The organism is Pseudomonas putida (genome assembly GCF_028682455.1).
Lineage (GTDB): Bacteria > Pseudomonadota > Gammaproteobacteria > Pseudomonadales > Pseudomonadaceae > Aquipseudomonas > Aquipseudomonas putida_AA.
On sequence record NZ_JANHLD010000001.1, the window covers coordinates 597,970 to 611,257 of the forward strand.

General features: G+C 64.4%; 13 protein-coding genes. 8 read left to right on the plus strand and 5 right to left on the minus strand.

The window, feature by feature from the left end:
• Positions 1-10: 10 nt before the first annotated feature.
• Genes kdpC through NPS58_RS02890 form a run of 3 tightly spaced genes read left to right on the plus strand, consistent with a single transcriptional unit; the run spans position 11 to position 3,936 of the window.
• On the plus strand, positions 11-571 hold the full coding sequence (gene kdpC, locus NPS58_RS02880; protein ID WP_274113348.1) for a potassium-transporting ATPase subunit KdpC: 561 nt from the start codon (positions 11-13) through the stop codon (positions 569-571).
• 9 nt (positions 572-580) lie between these two features.
• Positions 581-3,241 (plus strand): sensor histidine kinase, encoded by a 2,661-nt coding sequence (locus NPS58_RS02885; protein WP_274113350.1) that lies wholly within the window; start codon positions 581-583, stop codon positions 3,239-3,241.
• Positions 3,238-3,936: a response regulator gene (locus NPS58_RS02890; protein WP_274113352.1), complete on the plus strand. Its 699-nt coding sequence runs from the start codon at positions 3,238-3,240 to the stop codon at positions 3,934-3,936. The genes NPS58_RS02885 and NPS58_RS02890 overlap by 4 nt, the downstream gene beginning before the upstream one ends.
• Before the next feature lie 38 nt (positions 3,937-3,974).
• On the opposite strand, the gene NPS58_RS02895 is transcribed toward NPS58_RS02890, so the two are convergent.
• Positions 3,975-5,015 carry a patatin-like phospholipase family protein gene (locus tag NPS58_RS02895; RefSeq protein ID WP_274113354.1) on the minus strand — a complete coding sequence of 347 codons (1,041 nt, stop codon included), beginning with the start codon at positions 5,013-5,015 and terminating at the stop codon, positions 3,975-3,977.
• 156 nt (positions 5,016-5,171) lie between these two features.
• On the opposite strand from NPS58_RS02895, the gene NPS58_RS02900 reads away from it, so the two are divergent.
• From NPS58_RS02900 to NPS58_RS02910, 3 genes are all read left to right on the plus strand, one after another.
• Positions 5,172-5,450, plus strand: a complete 279-nt coding sequence (locus tag NPS58_RS02900; protein WP_028941416.1) for a hypothetical protein — start codon at positions 5,172-5,174, stop codon at positions 5,448-5,450.
• A gap of 14 nt (positions 5,451-5,464) precedes the next feature.
• Positions 5,465-6,232, plus strand: coding sequence for a CHAD domain-containing protein (locus NPS58_RS02905; protein ID WP_274113358.1), 768 nt, complete (start codon positions 5,465-5,467; stop codon positions 6,230-6,232).
• Between the two features lie 81 nt (positions 6,233-6,313).
• On the plus strand, positions 6,314-7,114 hold the full coding sequence (locus NPS58_RS02910; RefSeq protein ID WP_274113360.1) for an acyl-CoA thioesterase: 801 nt from the start codon (positions 6,314-6,316) through the stop codon (positions 7,112-7,114).
• Here the strand turns inward: NPS58_RS02910 and NPS58_RS02915 are convergent.
• From NPS58_RS02915 to NPS58_RS02925, 3 genes are all read right to left on the minus strand, one after another.
• Positions 7,111-7,473, minus strand: a complete 363-nt coding sequence (locus tag NPS58_RS02915) for an Mpo1-like protein (protein WP_274113362.1) — start codon at positions 7,471-7,473, stop codon at positions 7,111-7,113. The two genes, NPS58_RS02910 and NPS58_RS02915, sit on opposite strands and share 4 nt — an antisense overlap.
• Before the next feature lie 75 nt (positions 7,474-7,548).
• Complete coding sequence (locus NPS58_RS02920; RefSeq protein ID WP_274113364.1) at positions 7,549-9,027, minus strand: methyl-accepting chemotaxis protein; 1,479 nt, start codon at positions 9,025-9,027, stop codon at positions 7,549-7,551.
• 85 nt (positions 9,028-9,112) lie between these two features.
• Positions 9,113-9,919, minus strand: coding sequence for a TatD family hydrolase (locus tag NPS58_RS02925; protein WP_274113366.1), 807 nt, complete (start codon positions 9,917-9,919; stop codon positions 9,113-9,115).
• 158 nt (positions 9,920-10,077) lie between these two features.
• Between NPS58_RS02925 and NPS58_RS02930 the strand changes: the two genes are divergently transcribed.
• Entirely contained in the window at positions 10,078-11,475 is a 1,398-nt protein-coding gene (locus NPS58_RS02930) for a transglycosylase SLT domain-containing protein (protein ID WP_274113368.1), read from the plus strand.
• A 256-nt stretch (positions 11,476-11,731) separates the two neighbouring features.
• Positions 11,732-12,040, plus strand: coding sequence for a hypothetical protein (locus NPS58_RS02935; protein WP_274113370.1), 309 nt, complete (start codon positions 11,732-11,734; stop codon positions 12,038-12,040).
• Between the two features lie 9 nt (positions 12,041-12,049).
• Here the strand turns inward: NPS58_RS02935 and NPS58_RS02940 are convergent, their stop codons facing one another.
• Positions 12,050-13,267, minus strand: coding sequence for a DUF3422 domain-containing protein (locus NPS58_RS02940; protein ID WP_274113372.1), 1,218 nt, complete (start codon positions 13,265-13,267; stop codon positions 12,050-12,052).
• Positions 13,268-13,288: the final 21 nt, after the last annotated feature.

Sequence of the window (13,288 nt, forward strand, 5' to 3'; positions counted from 1 at the left end):
GGAGATGACCATGACAACTTACGTACGCCCGGCCTTGAGCCTGATCCTGCTGATGACCCTGATCACCGGTGCCGTGTACCCGCTGGTGGTCACCGGGGTAGCCCAGCTGGCCTTCCCCGACCAGGCCAACGGCAGCCTGCTACGCGACGACCAGGGCCAGGTCCGCGGCTCGCGGTTGATCGCCCAGGCCTTTACCGGCGACGCCTGGTTTCACCCACGGCCTTCGGCGGCGGATTTTGCCACCGTGGCCAGCGGTGCCAGCAACCTGGCGCCGAGCAATCCGGCGCTGGCCCAGCGCATTGCCCAGAGCGCCGCGCAGCAGTACGTCGAGCAACGGGGGGCGGTGCCGCTGGACTTGCTGACCACCTCCGGCAGCGGCCTGGACCCGCACTTGTCGCCCGCCGCCGTGGCCTACCAGCTGCCGCGCGTGGCAGCGGCGCGGCAGGTTGACACACAAGCCTTGCAAGCCCTGGTGGAGCAGTCCACCCTGCAGCCATTGATCGGTCCGCCGGTGGTCAATGTACTGACGTTGAACGCAGCCCTCGAGCGGCTCGCCCCGGTTTCGAAATAAGGAAGAGCAGTGAGCGATAGCAACTCCGAACGCGCCGATGCGTTGTTGGCCGGACTGCCGCGCGAAGGGCGCGGCCGACTCAAAGTGTTCCTGGGGGCGGCGCCGGGGGTAGGCAAGACCTACGCGATGCTTCAGGCCGCCCATGCCCAGCTGCGCCAGGGTGTGCAGGTGGTCGCGGGGGTGGTCGAGACCCATGGCCGGGCCGAGACCGAAGCCTTGCTGGCCGGCCTGGCGCAGCAACCCTTGGTGCGCTCGGAGTACCGTGGCGTGCAGTTGGAAGAGATGGACCTCGATGGCTTGCTCAAGGCCACCCCGCACCTGGTCCTGGTCGATGAACTGGCCCACAGCAACGCCCCCGGCAGCCGGCACGCCAAGCGCTGGCAGGACGTGCAGGAGCTGTTGGCCGCAGGCATCGACGTGTACACCACGGTCAACGTCCAGCACCTGGAGAGCCTCAATGACCAGGTGCGTGGCATTACCGGTGTGCAGGTGCGTGAAACCCTGCCCGACTGGGTGCTGCAGGAAGCTTTCGAACTGGTGCTGATCGACTTGCCGCCACGGGAATTGCTCGAGCGTCTGCGCGAGGGCAAGGTCTACGTGCCCGAACAGGCGCGTGCGGCCATCGATGCCTTTTTCAGCCAGACCAACCTCACCGCCCTGCGCGAGCTGGCCATGCAGACGGCCGCCGCCCAGGTCGATGCCGATCTTGCCCACGGCTATCGCCAGCTGGGCCAGGATGCACCGACCTTGCGCGGGCGCTTGCTGGTGGGCGTGGATGGCGATGCCCAGGCCGAGCGCCTGGTACGCCATGCCTGTCGGGTGGCCCAGCGGCGTCATTTGCCCTGGAGCCTGGTGCATGTCGATAACGGCAAGCTGCGCGACGAAACCGCCCGCCAGCGCTTGCAGGCGGCCCAGCAACTGGCCGAGCGCCTGGGCGGCGAAGTGGTGCTGCTGCGCGCCGGTGAAGTGGCCAAGACCCTGATCCAGCATGCCCTGGAGCGCCGCGCCAACCTGGTGTTGGTGGGGCAGTCGCGTGATCGCTTGCGCCGGCGGTTGTTCGGCGCCGGGGTGGCGACGCGGTTGCTGCGTGAGGCCCATGGCCTGGAAATCAACGTGCTGGACCGTGACGAAAAACCCGAGCCGCCCAGCGCTGCAGTGAAAAAGGCCTGGGTGTGGCGCCATTACCTGCTGGCCCTGGTTGCCACGTTGCTGGCCACGGGGCTGGCCTGGGGAGTGGCCAGTGTGCTGGCGCTGCCGAACATCTCCCTGGTGTTTCTTGCCGCGGTGTTGCTGGTAGCGGTGCGCAGCAGCCTGGGGCCGGCATTGGCCTGTGCGGTGATGTCGTTCCTGGCTTACGACTTCCTGTTTATTCCACCGAATTTCTCCTTCAGCATCCAGCGCGAAGAAGACGTGCTGACCTCGCTGTTCTTCCTGCTCATGGCTGCACTCACCGGCAACCTGGCGGCCCGCCAGCGCCGCCAGTTGCAGGCCCTGCGCGAAACCCAGGAGCAGACCAACCAGTTGCTGGAGCTGTCGCGCAAACTCACCGCCGCCACCGACCGCCAGGCGGTGTTCAATGCCGCCGGTCAACACCTCGATGGCTGGAACGACCTCAAGGTCTGCCTGCTCGAGCGCAGTGCCGACGGGCGCCTGCAGGTGGCCAGCGCAGACAACCCGCAGTTCAGCGACAATGAGCGCGCCGCGGCCGAGTGGGCCTGGCAGCACGACCAGGCGGCGGGGCTTGGCAGCGACACCTTGCCCAACGGCCGCTGGTGGTGGTGGCCACTGTCGGTGGACGAGTCGCCACTGGCGCTGCTGGGTGTTCGCCCGCGACAGGGCCAGAGCCTGACGCCCCAGCGCCGGCGTCTGCTCAAGGCCTTGAGCCAGCCGCTGGCCCAGGCACTGGCGCGGGCACGCCTGGCCGAGCAACTGGAGGCGGCACGCTTGCATGGCGAAACCGAGCAGCTGCGCAGTGCCTTGCTGGCATCGGTGTCCCATGACTTGCGCACGCCCCTGACGGCCATGCGTGGCAGCATCGACAGCCTGCTGGCCCTGGGCGACGCGATCCCCCAGGCGGACCGCAAGGAGCTGCTTGAAGGCACGCGCGACGAAGCCGAACGCCTGGACCGTTACATCCAGAACCTGCTGGACATGACCCGCCTGGGGCACGGTGGGCTGAAGCTGGCCCGTGACTGGGTGGCGCCGACCGACATCGTCGGCAGCGCGCTCAATCGTCTGCGCGTGGTGCTGGCGCCGTTGCAGTTGACCACCGAGGTACCGGAGGGCTTGCCGCTGTTGTTCGTCCATGCAGCCTTGATCGAGCAGGCACTGGTCAATGTGCTGGAGAACGCCGCGCGCTTTTCTCCCGCCAATGGCCGCCTGGCGTTGCAGGTCGCGGTGGTTGACGAACAACTGCAGCTTGCGGTGAGCGATGAGGGGCCGGGCATTCCCCTGGCCGACCGGGAGAAGATCTTCGACATGTTCTACACCGCCGCCCGTGGCGACCGGGGCGGGCAGGGCACAGGGCTGGGTCTGGCGATCTGCCAGGGCATGATCGGTGCACATGGCGGGCATATTCGGGTGGATGATGGTATCGATGGTCGCGGTACGCGCATCACACTATGCTTGCCGCTTCCCACTCAGCCCGAGCCTGAAAGCGAAGCCCCATGAGCCAGATCGCTACCCTGCTGGTCATCGACGATGAACCCCAGATCCGCAAGTTCCTGCGCATCAGCCTGAGTTCCCAGGGCTACAAGGTGCTGGAGGCGGCGACCGGTGCCGAAGGCCTGGCCCAGGCGGCGCTGAGCCGGCCGGACCTGGTGGTGCTCGACCTCGGCCTGCCGGACATGGACGGCCAGCAGGTACTGCGCGAACTGCGCGAGTGGAGTGCGGTGCCGGTGCTGGTGTTGTCGGTGCGTGCCAGTGAAATACAGAAGGTCGAGGCGCTGGATAACGGCGCCAACGACTATGTGACCAAACCGTTCGGTATCCAGGAGTTCCTGGCCCGGGTGCGCGCGTTGCTGCGCCAGGTGCCGCAAGGTACCAGCGAACAGGTGGCGCCGCGCTTTGGTCCGTTGACGGTGGACCTGGCCTTTCGCAAGGTCACCCTGGACGGCGATGAAATTGCCCTGACCCGCAAGGAATACGCACTGCTGGCGCAACTGGCCACGCATCCGGGGCGGGTGATCACCCAGCAGCAACTGCTCAAGGATATCTGGGGGCCGACCCATGTCGATGACAGCCACTACCTGCGCATTGTGGTAGCGCATGTGCGGCAGAAGCTGGGGGACGATCCGACGGCGCCGCGATTCATCATCACCGAGCCTGGGGTGGGGTATCGGTTGGTGGTGCCGGAGGAGGGCTGAAGATTCTCGCGGGGCGAGCCCCGCGGTGTATCGACCGGTCAGCGCCGCTCCGCCTCGTAGTTATCCATCGTATCGCGGGCAATCTCCCGGCCCAGGGCGATCAGTTCCGGCGCCTTGTAGAACTCGAAGAACCGGCAGACCCGCTTGGGCACGTTTATCAGTACATCCGGCGGGTAGCCGGCAATCTTGTACTGGGCCAGCGACGTCTGCATCACCTCGAAGCTCTGGTTGATCAGATCCAGCAAGGAGGCCGGCCCGACGTTGTCGATGATGAACGAGCCGCTCGCCGACTTGGGCGCGCCGTCGCTCTCTGGAGCGGCAGCGGGCTGCTGGGCTTCGGGGTCGGCCGCGTCGCTGAGCCAGGGGTTGGGAATCTGCGCCGCTTCCGACGCCAGCCCTTGCTCGATGCGCATCAGTTGCTCGGCCTGTTTGCGTCGGAATGGCAGGTGCGAACCCAGTGAGTTGATCAGGTTGTCAAAGCGCAGTTTGAAGGCGGCAGGGCGCTCGATCACCGGCAGCTGATAGTGCTTCTGGTTGGTGGAGTTGAGGTTCACGGCAATGATCAGGTCGCAGTGGCTGGACACCACCGGGATGATCGGCAAGGGGTTGAGGATGCCGCCGTCGACCAGCATGCGGTTGTCTTGCACCACCGGGGTGAACAGGCTGGGAATCGCTGCGGAGGCGCGCATGGCCTGATGCAGGCAGCCTTCCTGGAACCAGATTTCCTGCTGGTTGGTGAGGTCGGCCGCCACGGCCGTGTAGGGGATGCGAAGCTCCTCGATATTGATTTCGCCGACGATCTTGCGGATCTGGCCGAACACCTTCTCACCACGAATGGCGCCCAGGCGAAAGCTCACATCGACGAGGCGCAACACGTCCAGGTAGTCCAGGCTCTCGATCCAGTTGCGGTATTCCTCGAGCTTGCCGGCGGCATAGATGCCGCCAATCACCGCGCCCATGGAGCAACCGGCCACGCAGGCAATGTCATAACCGCGCCGTTCAAGCTCTTCGATCACGCCGATATGCGCATACCCACGGGCCCCGCCCGAGCCCAGCACCAATGCCACGCGTTTGCCCATGATGCCCCCCGTCTGTGCTTTATCGATGGTCTAACAATGCGCCCATTCGTGTCTGTGCTTCAATCGTCATACGCGCTGCGCTACGCTTGCCGGGCACTTTTCTTCTTTGTAGCCGTCGAACTCGCCACTTGAACATTTTTTTTTGAGGTAATACCGATGAAAGCCTGGATCTGCCTGCCCCTGATTGCCCTGGTGTTGACCGGTTGTGCGGGGAAAACCGCCTACCGCGACAGTTGCGCCAATCAGTTGGATTCGGCCTGGAAAGAGCTCGACCTGGCCAAGGCCGAAGGCTTTGCCGGTACCGTCAGTTATTCCAAGGCGTTGTCACTGTTGACCGGCGCCAAGACCCAGCAGCAGTTCGAAGCCTTCGAGGGCTGCAGCAAGAAGGCCGAGAAGGCTCGTTTTTATATTCGTGAATCCCGCGCCGGTCGCTGACACAGGAGAACACCATGTCGGCCATGCTCGACCATGTGATTGCCAAGGTACTGGCCCTGCAGGTTCGCCTGCTCGGTTGCCAGGCGCGGCTGGCAGCTGATACCGACAGCGAAGCCCTGCACGATCTGCGCACCGCCACCCGGCGCTTGCGCAGCCTGCTGCGGCCGTTGCGCGAGTTGCCGGGTGTCGAGCAACTGGAGGGCGCCGCCAAGGCGCTGGGCGACCTGACCACGCCGCTGCGCGACCGGGAAGTGCTGGCGGCGCAGCTGCTTGAACGCGAGCAGTTCGACGCCGCGTACCAACGCCTGGCTCATCGACGGGAAACCTTCGCCAGCGTCGCCGAGAGTGATGAACTCGGGCGCCTGCTGGCGATAGTCGATGCGTTTCCGATCTTCCTGCGTGCCGCCCAGCGTGAAGGCTTGATCGGCAAGCTGCACCAGCGTATCGACAAACGCCTGGAGAAACAGTGGAAGCAGTTGGGCGAAGCGCTGGATGACCCCGCTCATGATCGCCACCGCCTGCGCCTGCTGATCAAGCGCGTGCGCTATGGCACCGATGCCTACCCGCAGTTGGAGCATGCCGGCAAGCGCCTGCAATGGGCGCTGAAACGAGCGCAAGGTGACCTGGGCGATTGGCACGATTTGCATCAGTGGCTGCTGCAGGCCGAACAGCAGCCCGACCTGGCACCTTGCATCGCGCATTGGCAAGCGCGTTTGCTTCAGGCTGAACAACGTGCCGACGTCACGCTGGAGCGTCTGCAGAAGGCTCTGGCGCAACGATAAGCCGCTGATATGGCCGAAATGCGGGCTGTCGCTGGCGGTCGCGCTGGTTAAGATCGGACTTTTCCCACGGATGAGTTCGGCATGAATCTCTCGCGATTGCTCAAGGCGGTCCGCCTGCATCCCCAGGCGGTGACCATTCCTGCCAGTTGGGCGCAAGGGCGCGCCTGTTTCGGTGGCCTGATGGCCGCCCTGTTGTACGAAACCATGCGCGCCAAGACTTCGCCCGGTCGCCCGGTACGCTCCCTGTCGATCACCTTTATCGGCCCGGCCGAGCCCGAGGTGCCGATCAGTTTCGAGGTGGAGTTGCTGCGCGAAGGCAAGGCGGTCAGTTCACTGCTGGGCCGGGCGGTGCAGAACGGTCAGGTGGTGACCTTGATGCAGGGCAGTTTCGGCGCCGGGCGCGACTCGGTGGTGAACGTGCCAGCATTGCCGGCAATCGATATGAAAAGCCTGGACGAATCCACCACTGAGCTGCCCTACATCAAAGGCGTGACGCCTGAGTTCATGCGCCACGTGTCGCTGCGCTGGGCCATTGGCGGCATCCCGTTCAGCAATACCCCGTCGCGCAACATGGGCGGTTGGGTCAGATTGCGTGACGAGGGGGGCGACGAGACCTTGAGCGAGGCGCACCTGCTGGCATTGACCGATGCCTGGCCACCGACCTTGCTCTCGCACCTGAACAGGCCGGCAGCCGGTAGCACCCTGACCTGGACCATCGAGTTCATCCAGCCGGTGCCAAGCCTGACTACTCACGACTGGTTCAAGTACTGCGCGCAGACCGAGCATGCCCGCGATGGCTACGGGCACGCGGCGGCCGCGTTGTGGACGGCCTCGGGCGAATTGCTGGCGATCAGCCGCCAGACGGTGACGGTCTTCGCCTAGTGGCGATGGCGATCCCGCCAGGCGCGCCACCAGGCGCCGCTCAGGACAAAGCGCGGGAAGGTGACGAACTGTTCCACCAACAAGCGGCTGATGGCGTCCTTGCGGCCGCTGAAGGGTTCCGGCTGCTGGGCTTCCAGGCGATGGCCCTGGCGCTGCAGGCCAAGGCCTGCGATCAGGGCGATGATGCCGACGGCCACTTGACCCAGGTCGAGCGAGAACACGCCTGACAGCACCAGCAGTACGCCGAGGATGAACAGCGGCACGGCAATCAGGTGCAACACCAGGTTGGTCGGGTTGCGGTGATTGTGGTGGTAGCCACGCCATTGCCAGGCGGGCAGGTTGGGCAAGCGCTTGCTCATGGGCAATTCCTCAGGGTTCTACCTGAAGAATAGTGCGGCCCCCGCCGGGGGGCCAATGAGCGGCGCCTATCGGCCTTATAGCTTGAGTTGGCCGATGACCTTGTTCAGTTCACCGGCCAGGGTGGCCAGCTCGCTGCTGGTGGTAGCCGAGTCGACGGTTTGCTGAACGGTCTCTTCGGTGACATCGCGAATGCTCACCACCGCGCGGTTCATTTCCTCGGCCACCTGGCTCTGTTGTTCGGCGGCCACCGCGATCTGGGTATTGCTCTCGCGCATCTGCGCCACGGCGCTGGTGATTTCCGCCAGGGCGACTCCGGCTTCCTGGGCCTGCTGGACGCAGTCGTCGGCCTTGAATGAACTCTCCTGCATGAAGTCCACTGCGTCGCGGGTACCGGCCTGCAGCGCCGAGACCATGGTGGTGATCTCGTCGGTGGAGGCCTGGACACGCTTGGCAAGGTTCCTCACCTCATCGGCAACCACGGCGAAGCCCCGGCCCAGGTCGCCGGCGCGGGCCGCCTCGATGGCGGCGTTGAGGGCCAGCAGGTTGGTCTGCTCGGCGATGCTGTGAATCACCCCGACCACGCCATTGATCTTCTGGCTGTCTTCGGCCAGCTGGCGAATCATCTCGGCTGTTTGCTGTACGCCGCTGGACAGGCCGGCAATCGAGGTCTGCACCCGGCTGACCACGGCCTGGCCGCTGCCGGCGAGGGTGTCGGCGGTCTGCGACAGGTCGCGGGTGGCGCCGGCGTGCTGGGCGATGTGGTAGACGGTGGCCGACATTTCGTTGATGGCGGTAGCAGCCTGGTCGGTCTCGCTCTGCTGGCCGAGCATGCCGTGACGCACGTCATTCATGCTCGCGGCCAGGCGGGCGGCACCGGAGTCCAGCTGCGCGGCGGTGCGTGCCACTGTATTGACCACCCGGTGATAGGTGGCTTGCATGGCGTTGAAGGCGCTGGCCATCTGGCCGACTTCATCGCCGCACGACAAGGGCACCCGGGCCGCGAGGTCGCCGGTCTTTTCCACGTGCAGCATCACATCCTTGAGGGTGTTGAGCTGGCTGAGCAGGAAGCGGATCAACAACTGCGAGGCGCAGAGCATCGCCAGCATCAGGATCAGCACACAAACGGCATAGTTGGTGAAGCGCTCGGTAAATACCTGGAGCAGGCTGGGGGAGGGAGCGAGTACGGCGATTTGCTGACCCTCGCGGCTGATCACCTGGGCGCCGCTGAGCGGGTCGCTGCCGGTCAGCGCCAGGCCATGCAGTTGCACCCAGCCCTGGGCGTTGGCCAGTGCCTGGAGTTGTTCACCTTCATGGCTCGGCGCGGTACCGGGGGCGTACTGCAGCCACAAGCGGTTGTGCGGCAGTGCCTGCCCGGCGGGCCAGGCAGCGAGCAGTTGTGCCTGGGCCTGGGCTTTGTCCTGGGCTTCCTGGGCCCGGGCCTGTTGCTCCAGATGCACGGCATAGAGCACCAGGAACAGTGTCGTGACGAAGGCCACCGCGTTGACGGCCCAGAACTTGTACTTCAGGGAGATATTGCTAAGCCAGGCACCCATGTAGGTCTTCTCTGATTGAGCGGAAACAATGTTGGCAAGGTGCCATCATTGTGCCGAGCCTATCAGAGGGACGTCTTGATATGCGTCAAATAATCGCGGGGAGGTCAAAGAAGGCGCGGGCGCAGGCGGTGGTATGTGCTGCCAGGTGCTCGATGCTTTCGCCACGGTGCAGGGCCACTTCGCGTAGCACTTCGGTGAGGAAGGCCGGCTCGTTTCGACCGCTCTTGGGTTTGGGTCGCAGGCTGCGTGGCAGCAGGTAGGGCGCGTCACTTTCCAGCATCAGCCGACCCTGGGGAATACTGCTGACCAATGGATGCAGGTGGGTACCGCGACGCTCGTCGCAGATCCAGCCGGTGATACCGATATGCAGGTCCATGTCCAGGTAGCCGAACAGGGCCGCCCGCTCGCCGGTAAAGCAGTGCACCACCGCAGCGGGCAGGCGGTCACGGTAGTCCCTGAGGATCGCCAGCAGGCGCTCGCTGGCGTCGCGTTCGTGCAGGAACACCGGCATCTGCAGCTCCACCGCCAGGGCCAGTTGCTCTTCCAGGGCCTTTTCCTGTTGTGGGCGGGGCGAGAAGTCGCGGTTGAAGTCCAGGCCGCATTCACCCACGGCATGTACCCGGGGTTGCTCCAGCAGGGCGCGCAGCTGGCGAGTGCTGTCGCTGTTCCAACTGCTGGCATCGTGGGGGTGTACACCGGCGGTGCTGAACAGTCGCTGGCCGATTTCATCCAGTGCCAGGCACAGTTCCAGCGCCTGTTCGCTGCCTTCGAGGCTGGTGCCGGTGACCATCATCTGCACCACGCCCGCCGCCTCGGCGCGTTCAAGAATGGCCGCGTGTTTGTCGGCAAAACTTGGGTTGGTCAGATTGACGCCGATGTCGATGAGTTGCATGGTGCTACCTCAGGCCGTAAGCCGGCCAGCATAGCAAAGCTCGAGGAATTTCGATAAATCGAAGAACTTCAACGCGTTGTCGTGGTCTTTTGCGGTCAATTGTCATGGATCGACTGCAAACTATGGCGCCAACCACACACCCGCGAGCCTTCAAACGGATGACGCGTGCGCTGTTTTTGTCGATTGTGCTGGGCTTGGCGCTGCTTCAGGCAGGGCCGGCCAGCGCGCGCCTGCCCGGGCCACAGCAGTCAGTACCCAAGGCCCAGGTTCGCGACCTGGCGCAGATCCGCAGCACCCGGGTGCTCAAGGTGCTGGTCAATCAGAGCCGCAACAGCTCGGGCGAGGTCAAGGGCGAGCCGGTGGGTGTCGAGTACCATCGCCTGCGGGCCTTCGAGCACTACCTCAACGCTCGCGCCCAGGATGGCCAGGAAATCCGCCTGAAAGTCATTCCCCGGGCCAAGGAGCAATTGCTGGCGGCCTTGCAGCGCGGCGAAGCCGATCTGGTAGCCCCCGGTGAATTGCTCGACCCGACCTCGACCCGCGGCCTGGTGGCCAGCGATCCGGTGGTCGACAAGGTCCCCATGGTGCTGGTCGGGCGCAAGGGCGAGCGCAGCTTCCAGCGGATCGAGCAGCTGTCGGGGCGCACCCTGGCACTGACCAGTGCCAGTGCTGCTGGCGATACCCTGCATGAAATCAACCAGAGGCTGGCCTTGCGCAAACTTGCGCCGATCAAGGTCGAGTGGGTAGACCCGACGCTGGCGGTGGAGGATGTGCTGGAAATGGTCCAGGCGGGGATCTTTCACCTGACCGTGGTCGAGCAGCCGATTGCCGAGCGTTGGGCGCGGGTGATGCCCAAGCTGCGGGTCGATCGCCGGGTGCAGGTGGCAGCTCCGGAGGCCATGCGCTGGTACGTGCGGCGCGATGCGGTGATGCTGCACGCCAGTGTCGATCGTTTTTTGCAGGGGTATAAGCCACCGCAGAATCAGGATGCGGCGTTCGAGCGGATCTATCGACGGTTGTACCGGGTACACAATCCACTGGCCCGCAAGGATCGCCAGCGGCTGGAGGCGTTGAGGCCGGTGCTGCAGCGCCATGCCACTGCGCAGAATATCGATTGGTTGAACCTGGCGGCGGTGGCGTTCAAGGAATCTTCGCTCAACCCTGCGGCACGTGGCGCGGGTGGGGCTCATGGCCTGATGCAGATCACGCCCAGCGCAGCGCAACGGGTGGGGGTGAGTAATATCAGCAGTGTCGATGGCAATGTGCAGGCCAGTGCTCGCTACATGGCGCTGATCCGGCGCAAGTTTTTTTCCAGCAATCAACTTAACGAACGTGAGCGCATGGCGTTCACGCTGGCGGCCTATAACCTGGGGCCGGAGCGGGTCCAGGCGATGCGCGCCGAGGCGCGCAGGCGGGGGCTCAATGGCAATCAGTGGTTCTTTCAGACCGAACGCATTGCCATGGAGCAGGTGGGGATGGGGCCGGTCAGTTACGTCAACAGCGTGAACAAGTACTTCCTGGCCTTCGACCGCGAGCGCAAAGCGCTGGAACGGTAGGAGCGGGCATGCCCCGCGATTGGTCCTTGGCATGGATGAGCTGGTCCACTGTCGCTTCGCTCTTGCTTGCAGCTTCAAGCTTGCCCCTTGAAGCGAAGCCGAGTTTTCTCTAGCATGCTGACTTGCGCCGATTTAAACAGCTACTTGCGGGGCGCAGGGGGAACCTCCCGGGGTTTTTCCAAATACCGCTAAAACGCTGGTTCGGTGACGCCTCCCACCGCAGCCCAGCGGGATCTGCGAGGCGGAGAATCATTCCATGAGTTGTCCACGTACCAGTGTCTGTTTGAGCCCCCTGCCTGCCAGTCAGGCCACGCGCGTGCCGCGTATTCTACTGGGCGGCACTCACCAGCCCACGCTCCTGCGTTTTCTCGATGGCTGGCCTCGTCGCAAGGGCCGCGCCACCGCATTCCTGATCCAATTCGCCGATAACCGAGCATCGCTGAGCCAGTTTGCCAGCGACCGTTTCGACCTGGCCGTCATCCAGTCGCCCGGCGCCGAAGATGCCGCCGAGGTGATCGGCCACCTGACCCGGATTGCCCGGCAGGGGCTGATCACGCGCGCGTGAGCGTCGGGCTCAATGCTCCTTGGCTTTGCGGATACGCAGCAGAATCACCAGCAAGATCAGGATCGCCAACGGCGCCATGCCCAGTAGCGCCTCGCGTGCGCTTAGCGGTGCGCCCAGCGTGTGCAGGCCGCTATAGACCAGTTTCAGCAGGCTGAGCAGGTAATAGGTGATGGCAATTATCGACAGGCCTTCCACCGCCCGGTGTATCTTGATCTGGGTGTCGGCGCGGGCATTCAGGCTGCGCAGGATCTCGGCGTTCTGCTCCTCCATTTCAACCTGCACGCGCGCCTGCAGCAGCTCGCCGAGGTTGGCCACGCTTTCGGCCAGGTGTTCCAGGCGTTGTTCGGTGGCGGCGCAGTAGCGCACGGTGGGTTTGAAGCGCCGCTCGATGAACACTCCCAGCCGCTGGCAATCGGCGACGTGGCTTTCACGCAGTTCGCCCAAGCGCTCGAACACCAATTGTGCATAGGCCTGGGTGGCGCTGAATCGGTGGCGGTTCTTGACGGTACTGCCGACCACCTGGCGCGACAGTTGCGCGATGTCTTCGAGCAGCGCCTTGGCATTGCCACCGTCGCTGGCGACGTTGCGCTGCGAAAGACTGACCAGGGTGCGGTCATAGGTATCGAGTTGGTTGCTCAAAGCCTTGGCGTTGTCCAGCGCCAGTGAAGCCATCATCCGGTAGGTCTCGATTTCCAGCAGCCGGCGAATCATTCGCCCCTGTCGATAGGCATTGAGGCGACGGTTGATGAACAGGAAGCGGTTGGTGCCGTCGTCGGTCAGGCGAAAGTCGCTCCAGACCACGGCATCCCCACCGCCGACACAGGAGCCGCAGGGGTCTTTGAAGCCGTAGCGGGCAAGGTCGAGCCCGGCCTCGTCGCGCACGATCACCTGCACCGCGTTGATGATCTGCTGCTGGTAGGGTTCGATGGCTTGCGCCAGGGCCTGGGGAATGGTCGTCCAGATCAAATCGCTGTCAGCGGCAGGCACGACCAGGGTCAGGGTGAAGAACTCGGCGTGGCGTTCCCATTTGAACGGATGGCCGTCGAGGACGGTGATGCCTTGGGCCGCGTCGGGCTCGAAGGTGTCGGGGCAGCAGCGCTGCAGCAGGTCATCGCATTGAGCGGCGGTGCCGAGAAAAGCCAGGTGGAAAACATGGGCCGGCTCGTCGAAGTACAACGACGGGCGGGCGTGCAGCTCGTTGTGCAGCGCTTTTCGTTGGGCATGCATGGGGTTCAGACCGTGTTGTTG